At 70.9% G+C, this 25,274-nt stretch carries 26 protein-coding genes; 7 read left to right on the top strand and 19 right to left on the bottom strand.

All coding sequences use genetic code 11. The annotated features are described in order from the left end of the window. The first annotated feature begins 29 nt into the window (after positions 1-29). Entirely contained in the window at positions 30-1,265 is a 1,236-nt protein-coding gene (locus ACZ6WN_RS26530) for an acyl-CoA dehydrogenase family protein (RefSeq protein ID WP_465869042.1), read from the top strand. Positions 1,266-1,330: 65 nt separating this feature from the next. On the opposite strand, the gene ACZ6WN_RS26525 is transcribed toward ACZ6WN_RS26530, so the two are convergent. Next, positions 1,331-2,953, bottom strand: coding sequence for an STING domain-containing protein (locus tag ACZ6WN_RS26525; RefSeq protein ID WP_465869041.1), 1,623 nt, complete (start codon positions 2,951-2,953; stop codon positions 1,331-1,333). Beyond that, on the bottom strand, positions 2,953-3,285 hold the full coding sequence (locus ACZ6WN_RS26520) for a CU044_2847 family protein (RefSeq protein WP_465869039.1): 333 nt from the start codon (positions 3,283-3,285) through the stop codon (positions 2,953-2,955). Before ACZ6WN_RS26520 ends, ACZ6WN_RS26525 begins: the two co-directional genes overlap by 1 nt. 92 nt (positions 3,286-3,377) lie before the next feature. On the opposite strand from ACZ6WN_RS26520, the gene ACZ6WN_RS26515 reads away from it, so the two are divergent. Next, positions 3,378-3,911: an AAA family ATPase gene (locus ACZ6WN_RS26515; RefSeq protein ID WP_465869037.1), complete on the top strand. Its 534-nt coding sequence runs from the start codon at positions 3,378-3,380 to the stop codon at positions 3,909-3,911. A 28-nt stretch (positions 3,912-3,939) separates the two neighbouring features. Here ACZ6WN_RS26515 and ACZ6WN_RS26510 read toward each other — a convergent pair whose 3' ends face one another. Genes ACZ6WN_RS26510 through ACZ6WN_RS26455 form a run of 12 tightly spaced genes read right to left on the bottom strand, consistent with a single transcriptional unit; the run spans position 3,940 to position 17,108 of the window. Further along, a complete protein-coding gene (locus ACZ6WN_RS26510) occupies positions 3,940-4,788 on the bottom strand; it encodes an SDR family oxidoreductase (RefSeq protein WP_465869036.1) in 849 nt (282 codons plus the stop codon). Further along, positions 4,785-5,252: a peroxiredoxin gene (locus ACZ6WN_RS26505; RefSeq protein WP_465869034.1), complete on the bottom strand. Its 468-nt coding sequence runs from the start codon at positions 5,250-5,252 to the stop codon at positions 4,785-4,787. Before ACZ6WN_RS26505 ends, ACZ6WN_RS26510 begins: the two co-directional genes overlap by 4 nt. Before the next feature lie 9 nt (positions 5,253-5,261). Then, positions 5,262-7,937, bottom strand: a complete 2,676-nt coding sequence (gene acnA, locus ACZ6WN_RS26500; RefSeq protein ID WP_465869033.1) for an aconitate hydratase AcnA — start codon at positions 7,935-7,937, stop codon at positions 5,262-5,264. Then, positions 7,934-8,245: a putative quinol monooxygenase gene (locus ACZ6WN_RS26495; RefSeq protein ID WP_465869031.1), complete on the bottom strand. Its 312-nt coding sequence runs from the start codon at positions 8,243-8,245 to the stop codon at positions 7,934-7,936. Before ACZ6WN_RS26495 ends, acnA begins: the two co-directional genes overlap by 4 nt. Further along, entirely contained in the window at positions 8,245-9,312 is a 1,068-nt protein-coding gene (locus ACZ6WN_RS26490) for an Ldh family oxidoreductase (protein ID WP_465869030.1), read from the bottom strand. The genes ACZ6WN_RS26495 and ACZ6WN_RS26490 overlap by 1 nt, the downstream gene beginning before the upstream one ends. Next, the gene (otnC, locus tag ACZ6WN_RS26485) at positions 9,309-9,938 is read right to left on the bottom strand and encodes a 3-oxo-tetronate 4-phosphate decarboxylase (protein ID WP_465869029.1); all 630 of its coding nucleotides are present in this window, start codon (positions 9,936-9,938) and stop codon (positions 9,309-9,311) included. Before otnC ends, ACZ6WN_RS26490 begins: the two co-directional genes overlap by 4 nt. Further along, a complete protein-coding gene (gene otnK / locus ACZ6WN_RS26480; protein WP_465869027.1) occupies positions 9,935-11,179 on the bottom strand; it encodes a 3-oxo-tetronate kinase in 1,245 nt (414 codons plus the stop codon). The genes otnC and otnK overlap by 4 nt, the downstream gene beginning before the upstream one ends. After that, the gene (locus tag ACZ6WN_RS26475; RefSeq protein WP_465869026.1) at positions 11,176-11,850 is read right to left on the bottom strand and encodes an aspartate/glutamate racemase family protein; all 675 of its coding nucleotides are present in this window, start codon (positions 11,848-11,850) and stop codon (positions 11,176-11,178) included. Before ACZ6WN_RS26475 ends, otnK begins: the two co-directional genes overlap by 4 nt. 46 nt (positions 11,851-11,896) lie before the next feature. Beyond that, positions 11,897-12,985, bottom strand: coding sequence for an isocitrate/isopropylmalate dehydrogenase family protein (locus tag ACZ6WN_RS26470; protein ID WP_465869024.1), 1,089 nt, complete (start codon positions 12,983-12,985; stop codon positions 11,897-11,899). Between the two features lie 44 nt (positions 12,986-13,029). After that, positions 13,030-14,154: an ABC transporter ATP-binding protein gene (locus ACZ6WN_RS26465; RefSeq protein ID WP_465869023.1), complete on the bottom strand. Its 1,125-nt coding sequence runs from the start codon at positions 14,152-14,154 to the stop codon at positions 13,030-13,032. Continuing rightward, entirely contained in the window at positions 14,147-15,913 is a 1,767-nt protein-coding gene (locus ACZ6WN_RS26460; RefSeq protein ID WP_465869021.1) for an ABC transporter permease, read from the bottom strand. Before ACZ6WN_RS26460 ends, ACZ6WN_RS26465 begins: the two co-directional genes overlap by 8 nt. Positions 15,914-15,920: 7 nt before the next feature. After that, positions 15,921-17,108, bottom strand: coding sequence for an ABC transporter substrate-binding protein (locus tag ACZ6WN_RS26455; protein WP_465869020.1), 1,188 nt, complete (start codon positions 17,106-17,108; stop codon positions 15,921-15,923). Between the two features lie 286 nt (positions 17,109-17,394). Here ACZ6WN_RS26455 and ACZ6WN_RS26450 point away from each other — a divergent pair, with 286 nt between their 5' ends. Genes ACZ6WN_RS26450 through ACZ6WN_RS26435 form a run of 4 tightly spaced genes read left to right on the top strand, consistent with a single transcriptional unit; the run spans position 17,395 to position 21,654 of the window. Then, a complete protein-coding gene (locus ACZ6WN_RS26450; RefSeq protein WP_465869018.1) occupies positions 17,395-18,093 on the top strand; it encodes a GntR family transcriptional regulator in 699 nt (232 codons plus the stop codon). Between the two features lie 26 nt (positions 18,094-18,119). Beyond that, complete coding sequence (locus tag ACZ6WN_RS26445) at positions 18,120-18,845, top strand: transporter substrate-binding domain-containing protein (protein ID WP_465869016.1); 726 nt, start codon at positions 18,120-18,122, stop codon at positions 18,843-18,845. A gap of 50 nt (positions 18,846-18,895) precedes the next feature. Further along, complete coding sequence (locus ACZ6WN_RS26440; RefSeq protein ID WP_465869014.1) at positions 18,896-20,227, top strand: MFS transporter; 1,332 nt, start codon at positions 18,896-18,898, stop codon at positions 20,225-20,227. Continuing rightward, a complete protein-coding gene (locus ACZ6WN_RS26435) occupies positions 20,224-21,654 on the top strand; it encodes a pyridoxal phosphate-dependent decarboxylase family protein (RefSeq protein WP_465869012.1) in 1,431 nt (476 codons plus the stop codon). Before ACZ6WN_RS26440 ends, ACZ6WN_RS26435 begins: the two co-directional genes overlap by 4 nt. On the opposite strand, the gene ACZ6WN_RS26430 is transcribed toward ACZ6WN_RS26435, so the two are convergent. The 4 genes from ACZ6WN_RS26430 to ACZ6WN_RS26415 all read right to left on the bottom strand — a co-directional run bounded on the left by ACZ6WN_RS26430 (position 21,641) and on the right by ACZ6WN_RS26415 (position 23,284). Further along, positions 21,641-21,931 (bottom strand): DUF3618 domain-containing protein, encoded by a 291-nt coding sequence (locus tag ACZ6WN_RS26430; protein WP_465869010.1) that lies wholly within the window; start codon positions 21,929-21,931, stop codon positions 21,641-21,643. The two genes, ACZ6WN_RS26435 and ACZ6WN_RS26430, sit on opposite strands and share 14 nt — an antisense overlap. Then, positions 21,928-22,359, bottom strand: coding sequence for a phage holin family protein (locus ACZ6WN_RS26425; protein WP_465869008.1), 432 nt, complete (start codon positions 22,357-22,359; stop codon positions 21,928-21,930). Before ACZ6WN_RS26425 ends, ACZ6WN_RS26430 begins: the two co-directional genes overlap by 4 nt. Continuing rightward, positions 22,356-22,691, bottom strand: coding sequence for a hypothetical protein (locus ACZ6WN_RS26420; protein ID WP_465869007.1), 336 nt, complete (start codon positions 22,689-22,691; stop codon positions 22,356-22,358). Before ACZ6WN_RS26420 ends, ACZ6WN_RS26425 begins: the two co-directional genes overlap by 4 nt. Before the next feature lie 62 nt (positions 22,692-22,753). After that, the gene (locus ACZ6WN_RS26415; protein WP_465869005.1) at positions 22,754-23,284 is read right to left on the bottom strand and encodes a GNAT family N-acetyltransferase; all 531 of its coding nucleotides are present in this window, start codon (positions 23,282-23,284) and stop codon (positions 22,754-22,756) included. 64 nt (positions 23,285-23,348) lie between these two features. Between ACZ6WN_RS26415 and ACZ6WN_RS26410 the strand changes: the two genes are divergently transcribed. Then, positions 23,349-23,810 carry a winged helix-turn-helix transcriptional regulator gene (locus ACZ6WN_RS26410; protein WP_465869004.1) on the top strand — a complete coding sequence of 154 codons (462 nt, stop codon included), beginning with the start codon at positions 23,349-23,351 and terminating at the stop codon, positions 23,808-23,810. Here the strand turns inward: ACZ6WN_RS26410 and ACZ6WN_RS26405 are convergent. Then, complete coding sequence (locus ACZ6WN_RS26405; RefSeq protein WP_465869003.1) at positions 23,790-25,265, bottom strand: sodium:solute symporter family protein; 1,476 nt, start codon at positions 25,263-25,265, stop codon at positions 23,790-23,792. The genes ACZ6WN_RS26410 and ACZ6WN_RS26405 overlap by 21 nt on opposite strands. Positions 25,266-25,274: the final 9 nt, after the last annotated feature.

Genomic DNA, 25,274 nt, shown 5'->3' with positions numbered 1-25,274 from the left:
CCCATCGCCCACGACCACACCGAAAGACGATGATGACAACCTCCCAGAACCCCGTACGCCAGGCGGACCGGCTCTACCACGACCTGCTCTCCCCCGGTGAGATCCTCGAGGTCCGCGACCGCGTGCGGAAGATCGCCGCTGATGTCGTGGCACCGGCCGCACGTCAGATCGCCAACGGCGACGAGCGCATCGACGGCTTCCCCCGCGAGGTCTTCGACGGCCTCGCCGCAGCGGACCTCTTCCGGGTGCCCTTCTCCGCCGAGGTCGGCGGCGACGGGCTCGAGGACCCGGTCACCGCCACCGCGGTCGCGATCGAGGAGCTCGCCTACCACTCCAGCAGCATCGCGGCCGTCTTCGACGTCCACTGCATCCTCGCCGGCAACGTGCTGACCCACGGCACCCCTGCCCAGCAGCAGCGGTGGCTGCGACCGGTGGCCGAGGGCAGCCTGGTCGGCGCCTTCGCGACCACGGAGCCCGACGCCTCCTCCGACCTCAGCCCTCAGGCGGTGCGGACCGTCGCGGTCCGCCACGGCGACACCTGGGTGCTCAACGGGCGCAAGCGCTGGATCTCCAACTCCCCCGTCGCCGGGTTCATCGTCACCCTCGCCCGCACCGAGGACCGCCTCTCGATGTTCATCGTCGACACCTCGCTGCCCGGCGTACGGGTGGGCGAGCCGGACCGGAAGATGGGCAACCGTGGCCAGCTCACCGCCGACGTCTGGTTCGAGGACGTCGAGCTGACCGATGCGGACCTGCTCGGCGGCGTACCCGGGCAGGGTCTTCGCCACGCGCTCGCGACCCTCACCCTCGGTCGCATCGGGATCGCCGCGGCGGGGGTCGGGATGGCGCAGGCAGCCTTCGACCACGCCGTCGCGCACCTGTCCACCCGGGAGGCGTTCGGCCGCAAGCTCGCCGCCAACCAGCACTGGCAGTTCCTGATGGCCGAGCGCGCCACCGAGATCGAGAACGCCCGCACCCTCTACCTCAAGGCGGCGCTGCGCCGCGACGCCGGCGAGATCTTCCCCGAATCGGAGGCCTCGATGGCCAAGTTCTACGGCAGCCGGCTCGCGGTCGACATGGCCCGCGACGCCATCCAGGCCTTCGGCGGCCTCGGCTTCGCCCGCGAGCTCAGCGCCGACGGCACCCCGGGCCCGGTCGAGGCGATCTACCGCGACAGCAAGATCGGCGAGATCTACGAAGGCGCCAACGAGATCCTCAAGTGGGTCGTCGCCCGCGCCATCTTCGGCAAGGAGATCACCGGATGAGGCTCGCCCGGCCTCCACGACGGCCGGGTACGACGTGGACCTTCGTCGAACTGCCTCCCGTCAGCTCACGTCAGGTCCGGGAACACCGCGGCGGCGGTGGAGACACGGACGACGTCGCGTAGATAGCGGGGGCCGACTCGGCGGTCGCCGGCGGAGCGGATGCGCTTGATGAGCTTGCTCTGGAAGCGGTCGATCTCCTTCTGCTCGAGCGCCTTCCAGTGGTCGCTCGTACGCCGGTGGGGATCGACGTCGAAACGCTCGTCGATGGACTCGGCGACGGTGGACAGGGTCGTCGGGAAGACGTCGAGGAGTCGGACCGGTTCGCCGTCGACGAGCGGAAGGCACGTCATCGCCCGTGGTCGTGAGAAGTCCGGGTGGGACACGGTCGCGGGCACGACCAGGCCGGTCTGGGCGAGGTCGAGGTCGATGAAGTCGTCGCTGCACCACTCCAGCCGCTTCGGCACCACGACCGTCACGGTGGCGTCTCGGAGCCGCTCGGTGGACAGCTCGACACCATCGACGCTCACGCTGCCCGGACCGCGTCCGGTGCTGATCCCCAGCAGCGCGTCGGCGACGGGGAGGACGAAGTTCCTCGCATAGCCCGCGGCCAGGGCGTTGGCCACCGAGATCTGGGTCAACGGAGCCTTGAAGAACGTGGTCACCGGGTTGGTCGTCGGGTTCTCCCCCAGCGCCTCGAAGATCGACCTCACCGAGAGCAGCCGCTGCTCCACGGTGCGTCTGGAGGCCTCGATGTCGTCGAGGTCCAGGTCGAGCACGTCGAAGATCCGCCCGGCCGGCGACTCCGCGCTCCGGTCCCTGATCACCACGTCCGGGGTGCCGAGACCCTGGGCGACCGTGAGCTCGTAGACGACCGCCGGATCGGCATCGGTGATGTCGGCGATCACGACGTCGGCGAGCTCGAGCTGCTTGAGGTCCTCGCCCCGCATCCCGGAGGGCTCCGAGACGTACAGGGCGAGGTTCAGCTGCTCCAGCACCGGTCGCAGGATCCGCTCGCGGACGATGTCGCGCTGGGCCTCGGTGGTCGTGCTCGGCTGCAGCAGGACACAGCGGCCGCGCGTCGGTCTCACCGCGGCACCGACGAGCTCCTCCCAGTAGTCGACGATCCGGGCCAGCGGCATCGCGAACGCCTGCCGACCGCCTTCGGCCTCGACCTGGATGCCGATCACCGCACCAGCGAGATCGCTGTAGACCGCGGCCCCGCTGAACCCGGTGACCGCGAGGGTCGTCGTCTCGTACTGGAAGTAGTAGGCCCATGAGCTGCTGGTGCGCAGGTAGTTCCCCGCGGGCGTCAGTACGCCGGTGCCGCCGCTCTGCGCGTTCCGGAGGTTGTCGCCGTAGCCCCGTGCGCGCACCAGCCCGTCGGCCTGCGTCACGAGGGTGAACGGCAGTGGCTGCCGACCGTTCGGGCGCTCGAGCCTCAGCACCGCGAAGTCCTGGGCTGCGGGCTTGTCGTGGACCGGCTGGATCACGAAGGTGGCCCGTTCGTCGGCCTCGGCGTCGGGGAACCTCACCCACACCTCACCCTGCGAGGCGAGGGGTGCCACCACGTGGCCGGCGGTCAGGAGATGACCCTCGTCGGTGCCCAGCCAGGCGGTGCCGATCGATCGTCCGTCCTTGCTCGCCAAGACCGCGCAGGTCGCCTGCGCCAATAGCTCGCCGACAGCCATCAGGACCGGTCGAAGTCCCAGGTCAACGTGGCTTTCACCGACCCTTGACCTTGCGCCTTGACGACCCACACCCCGGCGCTGCTGGTGAACGAGAACGCGAGCTCCAGGGACACCGAGCTCGGCCCGTCCGGGGAAGCCGCGAGCGCGCTGCCGAGGTCGGCCGAGACGTCCTGGAGCATCTGCTTGAGCGATCCGTAGGCGTCCTCGAGCCGGCTGCTGGTCTCGGTGGTGCCGAACTCGTCGCCGAGCCAGTCGACCCCTGCGCCGGGGCCGTCGTCCGAGGACTCGATCAGCACAGTCGACCTACCGATCTGAACCGGCGTGTAGTCCAACGCGTCCTCCTCGTGATTCGAACCCCGCAACCGTAGAGGAGCCAGGAGCGACGCGTACGCGGTTTCGCCGATGCGCCCAGTACGGTTGGCGCGTGATCGACCTCCCTGCCGGTGGCACCCTCACGATCGGCGCTCCCAGCCTGGTCCTTCTCGTCGGTTCTTCGGGATCGGGCAAGTCGACCTTCGCCAAGCGACTCTTCGGACCGTACGAGGTCGTCTCCAGCGACCACTGCCGTGCCCTCATCGCCGACTCCGAAGAGGATCAGTCGGTCACCCCGCAGGCCTTCGAGCTCGTCCGCTACATCGCTCAGGCGCGCCTCGAGGCCGGCCGGATCGCGGTCGTCGACGCGACCAACGTCCATCGCAGCGCCCGCCGCCGCAACCTCGACCTGGCCGCGAAGGTCGGCGTCGAGGCCGTCGCCATCGCCCTCGACGTCCCGCTCGAGGAGTGTCTGGCACACAACGCGACACGGACGGGCCGGGTCGTCCCCGAGGAGGCGATCCGCAGCCAGCGGGCGGACATGGACAGGACGCTGGCTCAGCTCGACGGCGAGGGCTTCGCCATGGTCTACCGTCTCGACAGCGCCGCGATGGCCTCGGTCAGCCTGGCCCGCCACCAGGGATGACACCGCCGGTCTCCCCCGGCGCCCGCGCCTACTCGCCGGCGGCGAGGTAGTCGCGGAGCCCCAGCGGCTCACGCCCGGTGAGAGCGGCGACGTCGCCGCTGACTCCGTCGAGCTCCCCGGCGGCGATCGCGGTGTAGGTGGAGACCCAGGCGTCGTACTGCCAGGCGGGCGCCGCCCAGCGGCGACGCGAGGCATAGGCCTCCTCGATCGTCTCGTCGTGGTAGCGGACCTCGCGCCCACGGTGCTCGGTGAGGATGGCCGCGACCTCGCTCATCGTGAGCGCCTCGGGACCGGTGAGGTCGTAGGTGAGCCCCCGGTGACGCTGCGGCGCCGTGAGCGTCGCCACGGCGGAGCGCGCCACATCGGCCCGGGCGACCGGCGCGAAGCGCCCATCGCCGGCCGGCCCTCGGATGACGCCGTCCTCACCGACCAAGGAGGGGAGGAAGTCGAGGTAGAAGTTGTCGCGCAGCAGGGTGTAGCCCATGCCGCTCGCCTTGATCCGCTCCTCGGTCGCGAAGTGGTCGCGCGCGAGCGTGAAGGCGGCATCGGGCGCGGCGCCGAAGAAGGACGTGTAGACGATGTGCCCGACCCCGGCCGCCGCGGCGGCATCGACGAAGGTGAGGTGCTGTTCGAGGCGGTCCGCCGACTCGGAGGCCGAGACCATGAGCAGGGTCTGAACGCCGTCGAGAGCCCTCACCGCGGCCTCCCTGTCACCGTAGGTCACCGCGAACGCATCGGCCCCGGGGATCTCGGGAGCCCTGGCGGTGTCACGTACGAGCAGACGGAGTGCGGCGTCGGAGTCGCCCAGCGCGCGGGCGACGGCGCCACCGACGAAACCGGTGGCGCCGGTGACCGCGACGGTGGGGCGGCTGGTCATCCCACCTCGTCCCGGAGCGCGGCGAGGGCCTCGTCGGCGTGGATCTCGGCCTTGAGCATCCCCTCGACGACGGCCTTGATCCGACCGTCGGTGCCGATCGCGAAGGTCGTACGCTGCAGCGGCCCGAGCTTGCCGAGGAGGCTGGGCTTCACGCCGTAGAGCTCGGCCACCGAGCCGGCGGGATCGGAGAGCACCGGATAGTCGAGGTCGTGGTTGGCGGCGAAGCCGGCCTGCTTCTCCACGCTGTCCTTGCTGATCCCGAGCCGGTGGGCGCCGAGCGCCTCGAACTCGCCCGCGAGGTCGCGGAAGTGGCAGGCCTCCTTGGTGCACACCGGCGTCTCGGCGGCCGGGTAGAAGAAGAGCACCACGGGGCCCTTCTCGACCAGTGACGAGAGGGTGACGGACGTGCCGTCCTGGGCAGGGAGCGTGAAGTCGGGCGCGACGGCACCGGTCTCGAGCGGCATGGCGACAACCTACTCCGCCAGCATCCGCCGCAGGACGTAGGGCGTGATACCGCCGTGCCGGTAATAGGCGGCGTCACGCTCGGTGTCGAGACGCACCCGCGCCTCGAAACTGGTCGTCCCGGCGGTGACGACGACGGTCTCCGGACGCGACGGGCCGTTGAGCGCGTCGAGACCGGTGACGGCGTACGTCTCGGTGCCGGTCAGCCCCCAGGACTCCGCCGACTCCCCCGGCAGGAACTCCAGGGGCAGGATGCCCATCCCGATGAGGTTCGAGCGGTGGATGCGCTCGAACGACTCCGCGAGGACGGCCCGCACGCCGAGGAGCGCCGGGCCCTTGGCCGCCCAGTCGCGCGAGGATCCGCTGCCGTACTCCTTGCCACCCAGGACGACCAGCGGGACACCGGCCGCCCGGTAGGCCATCGCCGCCGCGTAGACGCTCTGGGTCTCGCCGGTCAGCAGGTTCAGCGTCGACCCGCCCTCGACGCCGGGGACCAGCTGGTTGCGCAGGCGTACGTTGGCGAAGCAGCCGCGCATCATCACCTCGTGGTTGCCGCGGCGGGAGGCGTAGGTGTTGAGCTGGAAACGCTCGACCCCGAGCCCGGTCAGATACTGCCCGGCCGGGGTGTGCACCGGGATCGCCCCGGCGGGTGAGACGTGGTCGGTCGTGACCGAGTCGCCCAGCCTGACCAGCACCCGGGCACCGGTGATGTCCGCGACCGGACGTGGCTCGCGGGTCATCCCGTCCAGGTAGGGCGGCCGGCGCAGGTAGGTCGACTGCTGGTCCCAGGCGAAGGTCTCCCCCGCCGGGACGTCCAGGCCCTGCCAGCGCTCGTCACCGGTGAAGACGTCGGCGTACGCCTTGGCGAACATGCCCGCCTCCACCGTGCCGTCGATGACGTCCTGGATCTCGTGCGAGGTCGGCCAGAGATCGGCGAGGTGGACCGGACGACCCTCGGGGTCGTGGCCGAGCGGGTCGTTGACGAGGTCGATGTCCATCGTCCCGGCGAGGGCGTAGGCCACCACGAGCGGCGGCGAGGCCAGGTAGTTCATCCGTACGTCCGGGTTGATCCGGCCGTCGAAGTTGCGATTGCCGGAGAGCACGGAGACGACGCTGAGGTCGTGCTCGTGCACCGCGTCGGTGACCTCGGGGATCAGCGGACCGGAGGCACCGATGCAGGTCATGCAGCCGTAGCCGGTGAGGTGGAAGCCGAGCTTCTCGAGGTAGGGCGTCAGGCCGGCGTCGGCGAGGTAGTCGGTCACGACCTTCGACCCCGGCGACAGGCTGGTCTTCACCCAGGGCCGGCTGACCAGGCCCCGCTCGACGGCGCGCTTGGCGAGCAGGCCGGCGGCGACCATGACCGACGGGTTGGAGGTGTTCGTGCAGGAGGTGATCGCCGCGATCGCGACGGCGCCGTGGTCGATCCTGTGCCGGTGGCCGTCGAACTGGACCTCGACCTCGCGGCTCGGGCTCTCGGCACCGGCGTCGAGGCCGAGAACCTCCGGGAGCGCCCGCCGGAAGGCCTCACGCGCGTCGGTGAGCAGCACCCGGTCCTGCGGGCGGCGCGGCCCGGCCATCGACGGCACGACCGCGGTCAGGTCGAGCTCGACGGTCTCGGAGTAGGCCGGCTCGTGGGCCGGGTCGAACCACAGGCGCTGGTGCCGGGCATAGGCTTCGACCAGGCGTACCTGCTCCTCGGGGCGCCCCGTGAAGCGGAGATACCGGATCGTCTCCTCGTCGATCGGGAAGTAGGCGCAGGTCGAGCCGAACTCCGGGCTCATGTTGGCGATGGTGAGCCGGTCCGGCAGCGTCGTCGCCGAGACACCGGGTCCGTAGAACTCGACGAACTTCCCGACGACACCGTGCCGCCGCAGCGTCTCGGTGATCGTGAGCACGAGGTCGGTCGCGGTGGCACCCTCGGGGAGGTCGCCGTGCAGCCGGAAGCCGACGACGCGCGGCAGCCGCATCGAGAGCGACTCGCCGAGCATGACGGCCTCGGCCTCGATCCCGCCGATGCCCCAGGCGAGCACTCCCATGCCGTTGACCATGGTCGTGTGGGAGTCGGTGCCCAGGCAGATGTCGGGATAGGCCCAGCCCTCCTCGGCGGTGACGACCCGGGAGAGGTACTCGGCGTTGATCTGGTGCATGATCCCGGTGCCGGGCGGCACCACGGCGAAGTCCTCGAGGGTGTCCTTGCCCCACTTGAGGAACCGGTAGCGCTCGGTGTTGCGGGCGTACTCGATCTCGACGTTGCGCTCGAACGCGTCGCTGCGGCCGAAGACGTCGGCGATGACCGAGTGGTCGATGACGAGCTCGGCCGGGATCTGCGGGTTGACCAGGGACGGGTTCTCCCCGAGAGCGACCATCGCGTCACGCATCGCGGCGAGGTCGGCCAGGGTCGGCACCCCGTTGGTGTCGTGCAGGAAGGCGCGCGAGGGACTGAGGTCGATGGCGCTGTCGTGGTCGGGCCCCTCGGCCCACCGCAGCAGGAGCGCGATCTGCTCGGCGCTGGACCGCGCGCCGTCCTCGTGGCGGAGCAGGTTCTCCAGCACCACGCGCAGGCTCCACGGCAGGGCGTCGACGTCGAGACCGGCGAGGCTGTGGATCTCGTACGTCCTCCCGTCGACCTCGAGGGCGTCGCGGGTGCCGAACGAGTCGAGCGAGACGACCTTGGTCGGGCGGGTCATGCGAGGTCCTCCGGGAATGCCGGGATCGCGTACGTGTTGACGTGCCCGCCCTCGACCACGCACCGGTCCGCCACCGCACGCCAGGCGGCGTAGTGCGGAGCTTCGCGGTGGGCGAGACGGAACGCGTCTTCGTCGGCGTAGACCTCGTGCAGGACGAAGCGGTGCGGGTCGTCGATGCGACGGTGTACGTCGAACCGCAGGCACCCGGGCTCGTCGCGGAGCGAGGCACGGGAGTTGACCCGGATACCTTCGAGGAACTCGTCGACGCGGTCGGGGCGCACGGTCAGATCGACCAGGACGGTGAACATCAGCCGGCCACCCGCTCCAGCATCGAGTCGTCGAAGGCCACACCGCACTCGGCCCCGAGGCCACGGAGATCCGTCACCGTCTTGTCCGGGAGACGTACGCCGGTCAGCCGGCCCCGCGCCTCGGCTCGGGCCTCGATCTCGCCGGGGTAGAAGATCTCCTCGACACCGCTCGCCCGGGGCACCGACTTGGTCGCGGCGATCAGGTCGTCGATCCGGTCGCCGAAGTCGCTGGCGGGGAGCAGGGTGTCGACGCGGAGGGCAACGACGAGGTGGCCGCAGCCGCTACGCCGGTCAGGGACGTACGGGCCGACGACGCCGGTGCCGTAGCCGGAGCCGGTCAGAACGCCGGAGAGCACGTCCATCACGAAGGAGATGCCGTAGCCCTTGTGGCCGCCCATGGGAGCGAGCAGGCCGTGGATCGCGGCATGCGGGTCGGTCGTGGACACGCCGTCGGCGTCGAACGCCCAGGTGTCGGGGATCTGCTCGCCGCGCTCGGCGGCGGCGTAGATCTTGCCGCGGGCCACGCCGGTGTTGGCGATGTCGAGGACCACGGGCGGGTTGCTCCCACCCGGCGTCGCGACCGACCACGGATTGGCGCCGACGGTCTTCTCGGTGCCGCCCCAGGGCGCCATCGCCGGGCTGCCGTTGGTGGTCAGGATCCCGACGCAGCCGGCATCGGCCATCCGACGGGTCCAGTAGGCGGCGGTGCCGAAGTGGTTGCTGTTGCGGACGGCCACGACGCCGATCCCGTGCGTGGCGGCGCGCGCGACGGCCGCCTGGCACGCCCGGGCGGCGATGACCTGGCCGACACCCTCGCGGCCGTCCATGACGGCCAGGGCCCCGGTGTCGACGACGATCTCCTCGCGGGTGACGGCCGCCATCACGCCGGAGCGGAGCCGGGCGACGTACCAGGGCAGGCGGAGCATGCCGTGGGACGGGTGGCCCCACAGGTCGGCGGTGACGAGGCTGTCGCTGACAAGGCGGGCGTCGGCCTCGGGTACGCCGAGCGAGGCGAGCACCTCGGCGCCGAACTCGGCGAGCCGGTCGGGGTGGGCGATGACGGTCATGCGGGGAACCTCCGGGTCAGGTCGGCGACCTGGTCGTGGGTGAGCGGTCGCGTGGCGTGGCCGCGAAGCAGCAGGAAGAGTCGGGCGGTCTCCTCGAGCTCCTCGGCCGCGTCGGCCGCGGCGGACAGGTCGGCGCCGGCCACGATCGAGCCGTGGTTGGCGACGAGGAAGCTGCGGTGGTCGCGCGCCGTCGCTTCGGCGAGCGACTCGAGCGAGGTGTCGCCGGGCGCGTGGTAGGGCAGCAGCGGGAGCCGGCCGACGCGCATCACGTAGTAGGCGGTGAGCGGCGGCAGCACATCGGCGGGGTCGACGTCGGCGAGGCAGGAGACTGCCACGGCATGGGTGCTGTGCAGGTGCACGACGGCGCCGGCGCTCGGCCGCGAGCGATAGACGGCCGCGTGCAGGAACGCCTCCTTGGACGGCTCGGCGCCGTCGACATGGCGACCGTCGAGGTCGATCACCGACAGCGCACCCGGCTCCAGGGCGCCGAGGCTGACGCCGGTGGGCGTCAGCAGGATGCGGTCCTCGGCGACCTTCGCGCTGAGGTTGCCGGTGCGGCCGAAGGTCAGCGAGCGGTCGAAGAAGGACGCACCCAGCTCGACGATCTGTGCAGCGACGTCGCTCATGCCTCGGCTCCCGCGGCACGGACCAGCAGGTCCTCGGTGCCGAAGTTGCCCGACTTGAGCAGCAGCGCGAGACCGTCGTCGGTGAGACACCACGGCACGCCGCGGTCGGCCTCGTGGTCGACCAGGACGCTGCGTACGCCGAGGGCCTGGACGACCGCGCCCGAGGTCTCGCCCCCGGCGACGACGATCCGCCGGGCGCCTCGATCGGCGGCCGTTCGCGCCAGGGAGCCGAGGGTCCGTTCGAGGATCGAGGACGTGTCCGCGCCCATCGCCGCCCGGGCGCGTTCGCGCTCCTCCGGCCCGGCCGAGGAGTAGACCAGGACCGGCGACTCACCCAGATGGCCGGTCAGCCACTCGGTCGCGACGGCGAGCATCTCGGCGGGGTCCGGGGTGAGCGCGGGGTCGAGCCGACAGGACGCCATGACCTCGGCCGCCGCGGCGACCTGGGCCAGGGTGGCGGCCGAGCAGGATCCGGCGAGGACCACCGCCGGGCCTGCGGGAAACTCGCCCGGCGGCGTCGACGTCCCGGACCCGGCCGCGGCCACGGCACCGACCGCGCCGGCCAGGCCCGCTCCCCCGGTCAGCAGACGGAGGTCGGCGGCTCCCTCGGCGATCGCGCGGAGGTCCGAGTCGGAGACCGCGTCGGCGACCACGTGACGTACGCCGGCGGCGGTGTGCGCCTTCAGAGCCGCCGCCACGGCCTCGGACCCTGCGGTGATCGTCGTCAGCGGCAGCGACCCGACCAGGCCGGCGGTCTGGCGCTGCAGGACCCGCACCAGGTCAGGGTCGGTCATCGGCGTCAGCGGGTGGTGCCGCATCGGCGACTCGCTGAGCAGCCGGTCCCCGACGAACAGATGCCCGAGGTACGTCGTCCGCCCGTGCTCCGGCGAGGCCGGGCAGATCACCGTGGTCGACTCACCGAGCGCCTCGAGGAGAGCATCGGCGACCGGGCCGATGTTGCCCTCGTCGGTCGAGTCGAAGGTCGAGCAGTACTTGAAGTAGACCCGCTCGACGTCGCCCGCCCGCAGCCAGGCCAGCGCGGCCAGCGACTCGGCGACGGCATCCGCCGCCGGGACGGTCCGCGTCTTGAGGGCGATGACGACGGCGTCCACCTCCGGGACGACCGCGTCGGCACCGGGAACGTCGAAGAGCAGCGCCACCGAGAGCCCCGAGCGGCGCAGCGCCGCGGCGACGTCGGAGCCGCCGGTGACGTCGTCGGCGATGCAGCCGATCGCGATCACGAGACGCGCTCTCGCGACCGGCCGGCCAGCGACGCCGCGGCGAGGTGGGGCGCGCTCAGGACGGGCACCTCGACGGCGGCCGCGATCCCGGCCAGCGAGGGCGCCAGCGAGTACTGAGCGAGCACGATGACGTCGGCGGACTCCGCGGCGCCCACCGCCTCGGCTGCCATCAGCCGCGTCAGCTCATCGAGGTCCCCGGACGAGCTGGCCTCGGCCGCCCCGGCGACGACGACCGACTCGATCGTGCTCACCACCCCGGCCGTGGTGAGCCGGTCGCCAAGACGCCGGGCACTGTCGGCAGCGGCCGGGGCCAGCGACGCGAGCACCGCGATCCGGTCCGGGCGCAGCGACGCGACGTGGTCGAACATCGCCTGGTCCGAGGCCAGCACCGTGACGGGCAGCCGTGCAGCCAGGTCGTCGGCGACGGGACCGAACATCGAGCAGGTGAGCTGCACGGCGTCGGCACCGCCGTCGACGGCGTACTGGATCAGTGTGCTCATCCTCGCGATCAAATCCTCGGTGAGGCCCCCGGCCGCGTCGGCGTCGGTGACGAGCCGGCTGTCGAGCAGGTGCCAGAGCTCGGCCTCGGGGAACTCGTCGCCGAACGCGACGACGGCGGGGGCCATCGAGGCCTGGCTCGCGTGGATCAGCGCGACAGTGGGCCTGGGCATGGGTGGTGCTCCTCCTGGGTGTCGGGACGTAGGTGTCGGGCGGCCGTCAGGCCGAGACGATGCGAGCGACGACGGCGTCGGTGAACTCGCGGGTGCCGGCGCTGCCACCGAGGTCGCGGGTCGAGACGCCGGCCGCGACGGTGGCCGCGACGGCGTCATCGAGTCGGCGCGCCGCGTCGGCGAGCCGGGCGTCGTCGTGGCGTCCGCTGAGCCAGTCGAGCAGCATCGAGCCGGAGAGGTTCATCGCGATCGGATTGGCGATGTCCTGTCCGGCGATGTCGGGCGCCGAGCCGTGCGAGGCCTGGGCCATGGCATGGGTGTCGGAGGTGTTGATCGACGGCGCGATGCCGAGCGACCCGGCGATCTCTCCCGCGAGGTCGGAGAGGATGTCGCCGAACATGTTCTCGGTGACGATCACGTCGAAGTCGTCGGCCCGGCGCACGAGGTGCACCGTCATCGCGTCGATGTGGAAGTCGTCGACCTCCACGCCCGGGAACTCCTCGGCCACCTCACGGCACACGTCGCGGAACAGGCCGGTCGTCATCTTGAGCACGTTGGCCTTGTGCACGATCGTCACCTTGTTCCGGCGACGGGTGGCGAGCTCGAACGCCGAGCGGGCGATCCGCTCCGTGCCGGCACGCGTGATGATCCCGTGCATGATCGCCACGTCGGGCGTCGGCATCATCTCGCCGGTGCCCTGGAAGGTGTTGCGGTCGGCGTAGAAGCCCTCGGTGTTCTCCCGGGCGATCACCAGGTCGGTGCCCGGCACCACGGCGTTGCCGCCCTGGAAGGCCTTGGCCGGCCGGATGTTGGCGTAGAGGCCGAAGTGCTTGCGGATGGTGCCGCTCGGGTTGAGCTGGCTGCGGTACGGCTCCGGGTAGGCCGCGCTGTCGTGCGGACCGAGGAGCCAGCCGTCGAGGTCCTCGAGGACCTTGAGGGTGCTCTCCGGCGTGTGGCTGCCGAGCTCCTCGATCGCCGAGGCGCCGAGCGGGAGCTCGTGCCAGTCGATCGGGCCGATCCCGGCCGCGGCGACCGTCGCGTCGATCATCGCGACCGTCGAGGGGACGATCTCGGGACCGATGCCGTCGCCGAGAAGGACGCCGAGTCGGTACGTGCGGGTTGGCTGTGTGGTCACGTTCGTGGCCTTTCGGTGGGAGGAGGTGGGAGGTCGGGAGGAGGTCAGGAGACCGTGAGCAGGTCCCGCTCCTCCTGGCTGAGCGCGACCTTCTCGGCGTAGAGGAGGGCGCTGCCGGCCTCGAAGACGAGCTGCACGCGTCCGGCGAGACCGGGACGCTGGCTCTCGACCTGGACGACCTGGTTGCCCAGGCGTACGTCGTACTCGTAGTGGCTGCCGACGTAGGAGGAGGTGAGCACCTCGGTGTCGAGCCGGTTGGAGCCGGCCACCTCGGACCCGGCGGGTACGACCTCGAGCCGCTCGGGGCGGATCGCGACCGTGACGCCCTGCCCGGGAGAGGTCTCCAGATCGGCCTCGACCACGACGACGCCGTCGCTCGCGTCGAGGCGGACCGTGTGGCACGAGCCGCTGGACTCCTCGACCTTGCCCTGGAAGAAGTTGCACCGGCCGACGAAGGCGGCGACCTCGGGGGTGGCGGGGCGCTCGTAGACGGCGTGCGGGTCGGCGACCTGGAGCATGCGGCCGCCGGACATCACCGCGATCCGGTCGCTGAGCGCGAGCGCCTCGTCCTGGTCGTGGGTGACGTAGACGGTGGTGATGCCGAGCTCCTCCTGGAGCCGCTTGAGCCAGGCTCGCGCCTGCTCGCGCAGCTTGGCGTCTAGGTTCGAGAGCGGCTCGTCGAGCAGCAGCATCGTCGGCGAGTAGACGAGCGCCCGGGCCAACGCGACCCGCTGCTGCTGGCCGCCGGAGAGCTGGTGCGGGTAGCGGGCGCTGAGATCGGCGAGGCCGACCTTGTCGAGCGCGTCGTGGATGAGCTCCTTCTGGCGGGCCCTGTCGACCTTGCGGATGTCGAGCGGGAGCGCGAGGTTCTTCGCGATCGTCATGTGCGGCCACAGGGCGTAGGACTGGAACACCATGCCGAGGTTGCGCTCCTCGGGCGGCAGGAAGGTGCCCCGCTGCTGGTCGACGAAGGTGGTGCCGTCGACGGTGATCGACCCGCCCGTGGGACGTTCGAGGCCGGCGATGCAGTTGAGGGTGGTCGACTTCCCGCACCCGCTGGGACCGAGGAGCGTGAAGAACTCGCCGTCCTTGATCGTGAAGGTGTTGTCGTGGAGGACGGTGTTGTCACCGAACTCCTTCTTGAGGTTCTTGACGACGAGCTCAGGCATGGTGCTTTCCCTTCATCAGCAGGCCTGCGAGCGCCACGAAGGCGGCGGTGATGGCGATCTGGACGGTGGCGAGCGCGGCCACGGAGCCGGTGCGGCCCTGGGCCCAGAGCTCGAGCATGGTGGTGCCGAGGATGTTGCTGTCCGCGGAGCTGAGGAAGACGGCGGGCGAGTACTCCTTGAGCATGATCACGAAGGTGAGGACCAGCGCGCCGCCGAAGGCGGGCGTGATCAGCACGCGCAGCACCCGGAAGAAGGTCATCAGCCAGTCGGCGCCCGAGACGCGGGCGGCGTTGTCCAGCTCCGCCCCGATCTGCATGATCGAGGGGGCCACCGACCCGAACGCACTGGGCAGCGCCCGGAGCCCGAAGGCGATGACCAGGGCGCCGAGCGTTCCCTGGAGCAGGGTGCCCGTGCCGAACGGGGCGAAGGCGAATGCCCAGAAGAAGCCGATGCCGATGATGATCCCGGGGACCGACTGCGGGATCAGGGCGAGATACTCCACGAGACGGCCGAAGCGGAAGGTCGACCTCCGCGCGACCATGACCGCCATCACCGCGAGGGCGCTCACCAGCACCGAGCCGACGCCGGCGACGATGATGCTGTTGACGATCGACTGTCGGTAGGACTCGAACTGGAGGACCGTCGCGTAGTTGTCCAGGGTCAGGAAGTCGAACGGGTTGCGCAGCGGCGTGAAGATCAGCGTGAACGAGCGGAAGACCAGTCCCAGGATCGGGATCAGCGCACCGAAGACCACGTAGAACGCGATGAACGCGACGCTCACCCACTTCACCCAGCCGAGCTCGAGCCTGCGTGGGCGGGTGGCCTTGCCCCGCACCGAGACGAACCGCGCGGAATCCTTGAGGAGCTTGGCCTGGAGCGCGACCAGGCTGATCGTGACCAGGAGGATCACGACGGAGGCAGCACCGAGCACGGTGTAGTCGGGGTCGACCGCCTGGAGGCCGTTCTTGTAGAGGAACGTGGAGAAGACGCTGATGTTGACCGGCTGACCGTAGAGCAGCGGGACGCTGAGCGTCTCGACGGACATCGAGAAGATCAGGATGGAGCTGTAGACCACCGGCGGTCGGAGCATCGGCACGACGACCTGGAACAGGATCCGCGCCGGTCCCGCGCCGCACACCTGGGCCGCGGACTCGAGCGAGGCGTCCGACTGGCGCAGCGCGTTGGCGCAGAAGACGTACGCGATCGGGGCCAGGGCGACGGCTTCGGTGACGGCCATGCCGGGGATCGAGTAGAGGTTCCACGGCACCGCGCCGAAGACCTGCTCGACCTGGGTGCTGACGAAGCCGGCCGGGCCGTACATCAGGATCCAGCCGAAGCCGAGGATCAGCGAGGAGATGAAGAAGGGCCACTGCATCGCCAGCGCGATCAGGCGTCCCCCAGGAAGCCGGGTACGCACCACCACGACCGCCATCGGCACCGCGATCATGATGCTGAGGGCCGTGGTGAGGGACGCGAAGAGGAGGGTGTTGAGGATGACCTCTCCGAACCCGGAGTCGGTGAAGAGCGCCCGGTAGCCCTCGAGGGTCAGGACACCGCCGTCCTCGTAGAGAGGTCGGTCGACGACGCTCTGCCACAGCGTGGGGACGACCGGCGCGAGCACCAGGATCGCCAGCACCACGAGCACACCCCACATGGCGAGCTGGTCACGGCCGATGCCGAACGGTCTGCGGTAGCGCGGTTCCCTGAACTCGGGCGCCTGGTCCTGGGACGCCGGCGGCGTCGTGGTCATGGTTGCCATGGCGAGCTCACTCCTCTTCGGGGGCGGGCTCGACGTACCGGTAGAACTTGTCCATCCATGCGTCGACCTCGCTCTTCGGCACGGTCTCGTACGGCGCGAGGAGCACGTTCTCCTCGCCGACCGCCTCGATGACCTCCTGGTAGGTGTGCAGGCCGGGGCCCTCGATGCCGTCGCGGTAGGAGGAGAGGCCGCCCTCGGCGACCGCGCGCTGGCCTTCGTCGGAGAGCAGGAAGTCGACGAAGAGCTTCGAGGTCGCGGCGTGCGGCGCGTCGGCGGCGATGCCGACCCCGCGCGGAAGGATCGTGGTGCCGTCCTCGGGATAGATCACCTCGACCAGGCCCTGGCTGTCGTTCACGACCGGGAAGGCCGGGCCGCCGCTGACGAAGAAGCCCGCGAGGTACTCCCCCGAGAGGATCTTCTCCATCTGGGTGCCCGAGGACGTCTCGGCGCGGGTGAACGGGAGCACCCGCTCCAGCTCGCTCCAGCCGTCCGGGTTGGCCTCGGTGAAGTTGCGGGTCACCGTGAACCCGAAGCTGCTCTCCGGGTCGCGGACCGTGATCTTGTCCTGCAGGAGATCCTTGTTCTCCTCCGCGATGTCGGCCAGGTCGGCGACGCCGGTCGGGGCCTCGGGCATCAGCTCGGTGTTGTAGGCGATGGTCTGCGGGTCGGCCGACATCGCGTAGACGTTCGGGAGCAGCTCGGCGAAGTCCGGCAGCTCGGCGAGCTCCGGCGACTCGTAGTCCTGGAGGGTGCCGTCGCGCTCGGCGAAGTCGGCCCAGGCGGACGACGCGTTGGAGACCACCAGGTCGACGGGCGAGGAACCGGTCGCCTGCTCGGCGAGCACACGCTGGAACACCTCGTCGCTGTCCAGGTCGTTGGCCGAGACCTTTTCGACCCATGGGAACTTCTTCTTGAAGTCGCGGAAGATCGGCGCCCAGTTCTCCTCGGAGGTGTTGGAGTAGATGGTGAGCTCGCCGCCCTCCTCCTTCGACGCGGCCACGACCTCCTCGGCGTAGCTGTCGGGGTAGTAGTCGGGCACCTCCTCGACCGAGATCTTGTTCTCCTTCGGCTCGACGGCGGCCTCGCCGCTGCCACAGGCGACCAGCGACGCCATGGCGAACGCCCCGGCGGCGGCCAGCGCGAGGTGTCTGCGGACTGGTGATCGGGTCCCGAGCCTGGACGTAGATGACTGCATGTGGCTCCGCTCCTCGATGAGGTTCTGGGGGGTGTGATGAGCGCCACTGTGCTGGTTATAACCTGTAACCGTCAAGCGCTGCTCGCCGGAGAATGCCCGGAATCGGAGCTCATCGCAGCCGGCCCGAGCTCCCTCGCACGCCTCTGACCTGCACTTTTAACCCGGCCTTCGGCCTGCTTCATCGGAGAGGAAAAAAATGAAAGCTTGTCACAGAGGCGCGGATGTACGTGACACCTAGCAGTCAGATCGAGTAGGTTATAGCGAGTTCCAACAAGGGAGACATGCCATGACGGAGCCCGCCGGGGTCTACGCCACCAAGAGCGACTACGCCTACACACGTCTGCGCGACGGCATCCTGACCGGGGAGTTCGAACCCGGCACGGTGCTGCACCAGGCGACCCTGGCGAAGACGATCGGGATCAGCACCACACCTCTGCGCGAGGCGATGCGCCGGCTGATGACCGAGGGGCTGGTGGAGCTGGACGCCCACCGTGACGCCCGGGTCTCGGCGCTCACCGCGGAGGAGGCGCGCGACCTCCTCGAGGTGCGCCGCTCGCTCGACCCGCTCGCCGCATCCCTCGCCGCGCAGCGGCGCACCAAGGAGGACATCCGCGCTATGCGCGAGGCCGCGGCATCCCTCCATGCGCTCCCCGACCAGCCCAGCGTGTCCGACCTGGTGGCGCACCGCCGCTTCCATGCCGCGATCTACACCGCCTCCCACAACGACATCCTCATCACCACGCTGGCTGGGCTCTGGGACAAAGCAGACCGCTACCGCCACCTCGGCCTGCAGGTCCATCGCGACCAGCCCGAGCGCGACACCAAGGACCGTGAGCACGCCGAGCTCCTGGACGCAGTGATCCGCGGCGACAGCGACGGCGCCGCCGAGGTGATGCGTCAGCACATCGCGACGAGCCTCGGCGCCAAGGCGGCCAGCCGGCTCGGCGCGGACGAAGAGCCGCCCCACCTCACCAGCCTCAGCTGACCACCCGATCCACACCAGGAGTCCAGATGCCCTCGACGAGCCCGCTCGCCACCGTGATCGCCCCCACCGGCACCCTCCGGGTGGTCATCAACCTCGGCAACCCCGTGCTCGCCCAAGGCACCGCCGAGGAACCTCGCGGCGTCACGGTCGCGATCGCGCGGTCCGTCGCGGACTGGCTCGGCGTCCCGCTCGAGCTCCACTGCGTCGATGCTGCTCGCGACTCGTACGCGGCGATCACCGAGGGCCGGGTCGACCTCTGCTTCCTCGCCAACGAGCCCGCGCGGGAGGAGGGCGTCGTCTTCACGGCTCCCTATGTGCTCATCGAGGGCGTCTACGTCACCGACGCCGACTCGCCGCTCACCGGGGCCGGCGACGTCGACCGCGACGGTGTGCGCATCGGCGTCCGCGACGGCTCGGCCTACGACCTCTTCCTGACCCGCACCCTCCGGCACGCGGAGGTGGTCCGTGCCGACGAGGCCACCGACGTCTTCGAGGAGCAGGGGCTCGACGCGGCCGCGGGGGTGCGTCAGCCGATGGAGGAGTACGTCGCCGCCACCGGCCGCCGGATCCTGGAGCCGGCCTTCATGGAGATCCGCCAGTCCGTCGGCCTGCCCCGCGGACTCGATGCGGAGGCCGTCGCGGCCGTCGCGGCGTACGTCGAGGAGCTCAAGGCCTCCGGGTTCGTGCGGGACGAGCTGCTCGCCAGCGGCGTGGCGGCCACCGTCGCGCCCGCGGAGCCCGCGACCGCCTGAATTCCGGCGTTCCCGGGCGCCGACGGCGCGGGAGCGGCACTATGGCGGGCATGCCAGCCAGCCCGACCCTCCCGCTCGGGGTGCGCATCGGCTACGGATCCGGGTCCGTGGCCACCGGGACGTTCGGCACGATCCCGGGCCTGATGCTGCTCCCCTACCTGACCGACAGCCTCGGGATCGCCGCCCTGGCGGCCGGGTTCATCGTGTTCGCGCCGAAGGCGTGGGATGTGGTGCTGAACCCGATCGCGGGCCGGATCAGCGACCGGACGGTCGACCCCCGGGGGCCACGGCGGCCGTGGCTGCGCCGGGCCGGGATCGCGCTGGCGATGACGTTCGCGCTGCTCTTCGCGGCGCCGTCGATGGCGACCGGGCTCGAGGCGCTGTGGGTGCTGGTCCTGTTCCTGGGCTGCGCGACGGCGTACGCGTTCTTCCAGGTCCCCTACGTCGCCATGCCCGCCGAGCTGACCGAGTCCTATGACGAACGCACCCGGCTGATGACCTGGCGGGTCGCGATCCTGGCGCTGACCATCCTGCTGGCCGGGGCGACCGCGCCGATGATCCGGGACGCCGTCGGGGGTCGCGACGGCTACCGCGTGATGGGTGTGGTGATGGCGGTCCTCATCCTGGCCGGGGTGCTCAGTGCGTACGCCGGCACCCGTCGGGCGCCGGTCCACACCGCCCAGCCTGGCGCGGGGAGCCTGCGCGACCAGCTGAGGATCGTCGCCGCCGCGCCCGACTTCCGCCGGCTGCTCATCACGTTCGTGATCCAGGCCGTCGCGTTCGGGGCGATGCTGGCCGGGGTCGACTACCTGGCCGGCGACGTGATCGGCCGCGACGGCGCGGCTACCGTCCTGTTCGTCTGCTTCGTCGGTCCCGCGCTGCTGCTCACCCCGGCCTGGGCGGCGCTCGGCGCCAGGATCGGCAAGAAGAACGGGTACGTCGCCGCCTCCCTCGTCCTCGCCGTCGGCGCGCTCCTCGCCGCCACCGCCCAGACCGCCCCGGTGGCCCTGGTCTATGCCGCGGTGGTGCTCGTCGGCATCGGGTACGCCGGGTGCCAGGTCTTCCCGATGGCGATGCTTCCCGACGCGGCCGCCGTCGACGCCCGGCGCAGCGGGTCGAGCCGGATCGGCGTCTACACCGGCGTCTGGACCGCCGGCGAGACGCTCGGGCTGGCACTCGGACCCGGGGTCTACGCCGCGGTGCTCGCGCTCGGCGGCTACCGGTCCTCGACCGGCAGCGACGTCGCCCAGCCGGACTCGGCGCTGACCGCGATCACGCTCGGCTTCTCGGTGCTGCCGGCGTTCCTCGCTCTCCTCAGCCTGCTGTGGCTGCGGGGCTACTCGCTCACCGCCGACGACGTAGATGGGACGGTGACCGTATGACCGACGCCCTGACCCAGCTCCGCGAGCTGCAGTCCGCCGACCTGCCGGTGCACGGCGGCCGCACGCTCGCCTACGTCTACGACTCCGGCCTGCCCGACATCGACCGGATCGGCCGCGAGGCGGTGGCCGCCTACGCCGGCTCGAACGGCCTGGACCCGACCGCGTTCCCCAGTCTGCTCCGGATGGAGACCGAGGTCGTCGGGATGGCCGCCGACCTCCTCGACGCGCCCGAGTCGGTGGTCGGCACCGTCACCTCGGGCGGCACCGAGTCGGTGCTGCTCGCGGTGCAGACCGCGCGCGACGCTCGTCCCGGGATCGAGCGGCCGCGGATGGTGCTCCCCACGACGGCGCACGCCGCGTTCCACAAGGCCGCACACTACTTCGGGGTCGAGCCCGTGCTGGTGCCGGTCGGGCCCGACTTCCGGGCGGACCCGGACGCGATGGCCGCAGCGATCGATGAGCGCACCGTGCTGGTCGTCGCCTCGGCGCCGTCCTACGCGCACGGGGTCGTCGACCCGGTCGCCGCGATCGCGGCGGCCGCGGCCGAGCGCGGGATCCGCTGCCACGTCGACGCGTGCATCGGTGGCTGGGTGCTGCCCTACGCCGCGCGGCTGGGGCGCGACGTACCGGCCTGGACGTTCGCGGTCGAGGGCGTCACCTCGATCTCCGTCGACCTGCACAAGTACGCCTACGCCCCCAAGGGCACCTCGGTGCTGCTGCACCGCACCCCCGAGCTGCGGCGGCCGCAGTTCTTCGCCTCGGCCGCGTGGCCGGGCTACACCATGCTCAACTCGACGATGCAGTCGACGAAGTCGGGCGGTCCGCTGGCCGGCGCCTGGGCGGTGCTGCGCTCGCTGGGCGATGCCGGCTACGAGCGGCTCGCCGGCGACGTCTTCGAGGCGGTGGACCGGATCCGCGCCGGGATCGAAGACATGAAGGAGCTGGAGGTGGTCAGCACCCCCGACTCCACGCTGATCGCGCTCACCACCGACGCGAGCTGCGACCCGTTCACGGTCTGCGACGAGATGGCCGCCCGTGGCTGGTACGTCCAGCCGCAGATGTCCTACGCCGGCGCCCCCGCCACGATCCACCTCTCGGTGAGCGCCGCGACGCTTCCCCACGTGGCTGAGCTGCTCGAGGCCCTGGCCGAGGCGGTCGCGGCGGCGGTCGCCTCGGGCCCGGTCGCCGTGGATCCCGGCGTCGCGGCGTTCATCGCCGACCTGGACCCGCTCGCCCTCTCGGACGACGACTTCGACGGGCTGCTGCTCGCCGCCGGGCTCATCGGCACCGGCGGCGAGCAGGACGAGCTGGCGCTTCCGCAGCGGATGGCCGAGGTCAACGCGATGCTCGACCTGGCCTCCGCCACGATGCGCGAAGCGCTGCTCGTCGCCTTCCTCGACCGGCTGACCCGGCCTAGGCGGCGTTGACCCGGCGCTTCCTCCGGGCGAGCATCAGGAACACGCAGAGCACGACCGCGGCGATGATGCCGCTGCGGACCTGGACGTCCCGGGACCGGGCCGCCACCTGCGTACGCTCCTTCACCTCTTCGACCTTCTCCTTACCGCGCGTCTTCACGTCCAGGCGCGCGGCGAGCTCGTCGAGCGTGTCTGCCATCTCGTGTCGGGTGGTATCGAGGTGGGCCTCCACTGCTGCCATGCTCGTCGGATCGGCCTTCTCGACGGGTCGGATGTTGTCGTGCGTCATGACATCCTCCTCATGTCCCGCTCCTCGGGGTGGCGGTGGTGCTTGACGGCCTCCACGTCGCGCTTGAGGTTCTCGGTGGCGCGTTCGGGCTTCATCGGGGCTCCCTCGGAGACCTGCTTCTTCCCGAACAGGGCGATGCCGCCGGCGATGACCAGGAGCACGACTCCGACCAGCAGCGCGGCCAGCCAGGCGTCCATGACCAGTGCCAGGGCGAGGATCGCGGTGGCGATCAGGACCCCGAGGCCGTAGAGCGCCACCAGACCGGCGGCGCCGAACGCCCCGGCCCCCTTGCCGGTGTGCTTGGCCTTCTCCGTCAGCTCGAGGCGGGCGAGCTCGAGCTCGCCCCGCACGAGGGTGGACATCTCCGTGGAGAGTCGCGAGACCAGCTCACCCATCGATGCGTCGGTCTGCTGATGGTGAAGCGTCACGACTCCCACCCCCGCGGAACGTCGGTCACGGGGTCCGAAGCGGGGCTCGGGGCCCCCGGAACCGTCTGTGCGGTCGAGGCCGACGTCGAGGTCGACGTCGAGGCCTGGGACGGTGTGGTGTCGCCGGGCATCTTGTCCTGGATGGTCTGCCGGGCGGTCTCCGCCTTCTCCTTGGCCACGTAGCCCGCGCGGTGTGCCTTCTCCTGCACCCGCGGGTCGTGCCACAGCTCCTGCGCCTTGGCGGCGATGGCGTCGTACCGCTCGCGGCCGGCGCGAGCACCGAGGACGTAGCCGATGCCGAAGGCGGCCATCAACGCTGGTTTCTTGAACATGTGATCCTCCTCCATCGCTGTACACCAGGCCGGTACCCACGTGGCGGGAAGATAAACAGGCCTCAGCGACACAGGCCGAACGCGCGCTCCTCCCCCGCCTCGTCGTAGGTCCCGCGCACGTGGACGACGGCGCCCTGAGGCTGCAGCGCGGCCGAGCCCAGGAGGGACCGTATGAGGTCGAGCATCCGGAGGTTGTCGGACTGCACGTCGCCGGTGAGCACATCGATGCCTCGGCGACGCGCCAGGCACGCCAGCTCGCGCAGCAGCCGCGCCCCCAGACCACGGCCCTGCCAGGCATCCTCCACGAGCACGGCCACCTCCGCGGCGGCGGGCTCCTCGGCGCAGCGGTGGTAGCGGGCCACCGCGACCACCTCCCCACCTGCGACCGCGACCAGGGCGTCGTGGTCACGGTGGTCGACGTCGACCAGGTAGCGGCGGAGCTTGAGCGAGAGCCGCCGGACCGGGGCGTGGAAGCGGCGGTAGATCGTCTCCGCGGACAGACGTGACCACATCCGCTCGAAGGCGACCAGGTCGTCGGGCCGCACCGGTCGGGTGGCGACCGCAGGGGTCACGAGAAGGAGTTCTGAGTTCATATTTCGAACTCTCCGCCTGTGGCGCTGAGTTCGTCAAACGAATTCAGCGTCGTACGCTGGTCCCGTGATCACCGATGAGATCGACCGCACCCGATGCTCGGTCGCCGGCACCCTCGCGGTGGTCGGCGAGAAATGGAGCCTGCTCGTGCTCCGCGAGGCCTTCCTCGGCGTACGCCGCTTCGCCGACCTCCAGCAGAACCTCGACGTCTCGCGGGCGGTGCTCACCGACCGGCTGAACACCTTGGTCGACCAGGGCGTCCTCGCCCGCGTGCCCTACCACGCCGAGGGCCAGCGCCAGCGGCACGAGTACCGGCTGACCCAGAAGGGACTCGACCTCTACCCGACGCTGGTCGCCATGATGGAGTGGGGAGACCGCTACGTCGCCGACGCCCGCGGATCCGCGCTCACCCTCGAGCACCGCGACTGCGGCGGTGCGGTGCACCTGTCCCTGACCTGCGAGGACGGGCACCGCCTCCGCGGCCCGCGCGAGGTGCGAGCCGTCCCGCTACCCGAGGCTTCCCTCTAGCGCGGACGCCTCGGTGGACTCGCCCGCGAGCCGACTGGTCCACTCCCGCATCACCGCGGGCTCGGTCGGGCGGGTGAGCAGGCTGACCAGGACGTACGCCACGGCGCTGACGACGAGACCCGCGTAGACGGGCTCGTTGGCGAGCACGTCACCGACGATCGCCATCGTGCCCAGCGTCGCGACGGTGCCGGTCGCCATCGCCGCCACCGCTCCCGCGCCGGTCCCGCGACGCCACAGGAAACCGCCCAGGATCGGCACCAGCAGGCCCCCGACGAGGATGTCGTAGGCGATGGTCAGCGCGGAGACGACATCGGTGAGCAGGGTCGAGATGACGACGACGGCGATGCCGATCGCGACGACGTAGATCCGGTTGGAGCGTACGTCGTGCTCGGGGTTCTCGGCCTCGTCCTGCACCTGCGCCGGGGTGCGCCCGACCAGGCGGGCGAGCAGCGGCTGGACATCGGTGCGGGCCACCGTCGCGGTGGCGATCAGGGCACCCGAGGCGGTCGACATCATCGCGGCGACCGCCGCGGCGAGCACCAGGCCGCTGACGCCGACCGGGAGGATCGACTGGGCGATGGTGGCGTAGACGTCATTGCGGTCGTCGACGGTCATGAAGGTGGAGGCGGCGGCGCCGATGAGCGCGCCGGCCACACCGTAGAGCAGGCAGTAGACCCCGGCCGCGGTGCCGCCCCAGCGGGCCACCTGCGGGGAGCGGGCGGTGAAGACCCGCTGCCAGATGTCCTGCCCGATCAGCATGCCGAAGGTGTAGACGACGATGTAGGTGATGATCGTCCCGGTGCCGATGGCGCCGAGGTCGAAGACCGAGTCGCCGGCCCGCTCCCTGATCCCGTCGAAGCCGCCGGCGTGGTTCCAGGTGAACGGCAGGAGCAGGACGAAGACGCCGATGGTCTTGAGCGCGAACTGCACCATGTCGGTCAGGGTGATCGACCACATCCCGCCGATGGCGGAGTAGATGACCACGATGGCGCCGCCGATCAGCACCGAGACGGCGCGGTCGGTGCCGAACAGGACGTTGAACACGGTCGCGTACGCCATCGTCGAGGTGACCGCGAGCATCAGCGTGTAGGCCACCATGACCAGCCCGGAGGCCGCGGTGGCGCCGACGCCGTAGCGCAGCTCGAGCATCTGAGCCACGGTGTAGATCCGCAGCCGCTGGATCCTGCCGGCGAAGAAGAGGCTCAGCACCAGGACGCCCAGGGCGATGGCGGTCACCAGCCACGCCCCGGAGAGGCCGTACTCGTAGCCGAGCGCGACGCCACCGACGGTCGAGGCGCCGCCGAGGACGAGCGCGGACATGGTGCCGGTGTAGAGCACCGGACCGAGGCGGCGGCCGGCGACGAGGAAGTCGGAGCTGTCGCTGGTGCGGGACTTGCCCCACCAGCCGAAGGCGACCATGGCGGCGAGGTAGATGACGATGATGGCGAGATCCATGTGGGGGCT

It is taken from the genome of Nocardioides sp. NPDC054178 (assembly GCF_055585005.1).
The sequence above is the reverse complement of the archived record's forward strand: the minus strand, read 5'-3'. Positions and strand labels throughout refer to the sequence as shown.

Excerpts from the sequence above, each read along its gene's own strand:
- ACZ6WN_RS26525 (WP_465869041.1), bottom strand. The coding sequence starts at position 2,953 with ATGGCTGTCGGCGAGCTATTGGCGCAGGCGACCTGCGCGGTCTTGGCG.
- ACZ6WN_RS26415 (WP_465869005.1), bottom strand. The coding sequence starts at position 23,284 with ATGAACTCAGAACTCCTTCTCGTGACCCCTGCGGTCGCCACCCGACCG.
- ACZ6WN_RS26405 (WP_465869003.1), bottom strand. The coding sequence starts at position 25,265 with ATGGATCTCGCCATCATCGTCATCTACCTCGCCGCCATGGTCGCCTTC.
- ACZ6WN_RS26440 (WP_465869014.1), top strand. The coding sequence starts at position 18,896 with ATGCCAGCCAGCCCGACCCTCCCGCTCGGGGTGCGCATCGGCTACGGA.
- ACZ6WN_RS26505 (WP_465869034.1), bottom strand. The coding sequence starts at position 5,252 with ATGCCGCTCGAGACCGGTGCCGTCGCGCCCGACTTCACGCTCCCTGCC.
- otnC (WP_465869029.1), bottom strand. The coding sequence starts at position 9,938 with ATGAGCGACGTCGCTGCACAGATCGTCGAGCTGGGTGCGTCCTTCTTC.
- acnA (WP_465869033.1), bottom strand. The coding sequence starts at position 7,937 with ATGACCCGCCCGACCAAGGTCGTCTCGCTCGACTCGTTCGGCACCCGC.
- ACZ6WN_RS26445 (WP_465869016.1), top strand. The coding sequence starts at position 18,120 with ATGCCCTCGACGAGCCCGCTCGCCACCGTGATCGCCCCCACCGGCACC.
- ACZ6WN_RS26530 (WP_465869042.1), top strand. The coding sequence starts at position 30 with ATGATGACAACCTCCCAGAACCCCGTACGCCAGGCGGACCGGCTCTAC.
- ACZ6WN_RS26430 (WP_465869010.1), bottom strand. The coding sequence starts at position 21,931 with ATGACGCACGACAACATCCGACCCGTCGAGAAGGCCGATCCGACGAGC.
- ACZ6WN_RS26510 (WP_465869036.1), bottom strand. The coding sequence starts at position 4,788 with ATGACCAGCCGCCCCACCGTCGCGGTCACCGGCGCCACCGGTTTCGTC.
- ACZ6WN_RS26420 (WP_465869007.1), bottom strand. The coding sequence starts at position 22,691 with ATGTTCAAGAAACCAGCGTTGATGGCCGCCTTCGGCATCGGCTACGTC.
- ACZ6WN_RS26495 (WP_465869031.1), bottom strand. The coding sequence starts at position 8,245 with ATGTTCACCGTCCTGGTCGATCTGACCGTGCGCCCCGACCGCGTCGAC.
- ACZ6WN_RS26465 (WP_465869023.1), bottom strand. The coding sequence starts at position 14,154 with ATGCCTGAGCTCGTCGTCAAGAACCTCAAGAAGGAGTTCGGTGACAAC.
- ACZ6WN_RS26490 (WP_465869030.1), bottom strand. The coding sequence starts at position 9,312 with ATGACCGTCATCGCCCACCCCGACCGGCTCGCCGAGTTCGGCGCCGAG.
- ACZ6WN_RS26475 (WP_465869026.1), bottom strand. The coding sequence starts at position 11,850 with ATGCCCAGGCCCACTGTCGCGCTGATCCACGCGAGCCAGGCCTCGATG.
- ACZ6WN_RS26450 (WP_465869018.1), top strand. The coding sequence starts at position 17,395 with ATGACGGAGCCCGCCGGGGTCTACGCCACCAAGAGCGACTACGCCTAC.
- ACZ6WN_RS26460 (WP_465869021.1), bottom strand. The coding sequence starts at position 15,913 with ATGGCAACCATGACCACGACGCCGCCGGCGTCCCAGGACCAGGCGCCC.
- ACZ6WN_RS26455 (WP_465869020.1), bottom strand. The coding sequence starts at position 17,108 with ATGCAGTCATCTACGTCCAGGCTCGGGACCCGATCACCAGTCCGCAGA.
- ACZ6WN_RS26435 (WP_465869012.1), top strand. The coding sequence starts at position 20,224 with ATGACCGACGCCCTGACCCAGCTCCGCGAGCTGCAGTCCGCCGACCTG.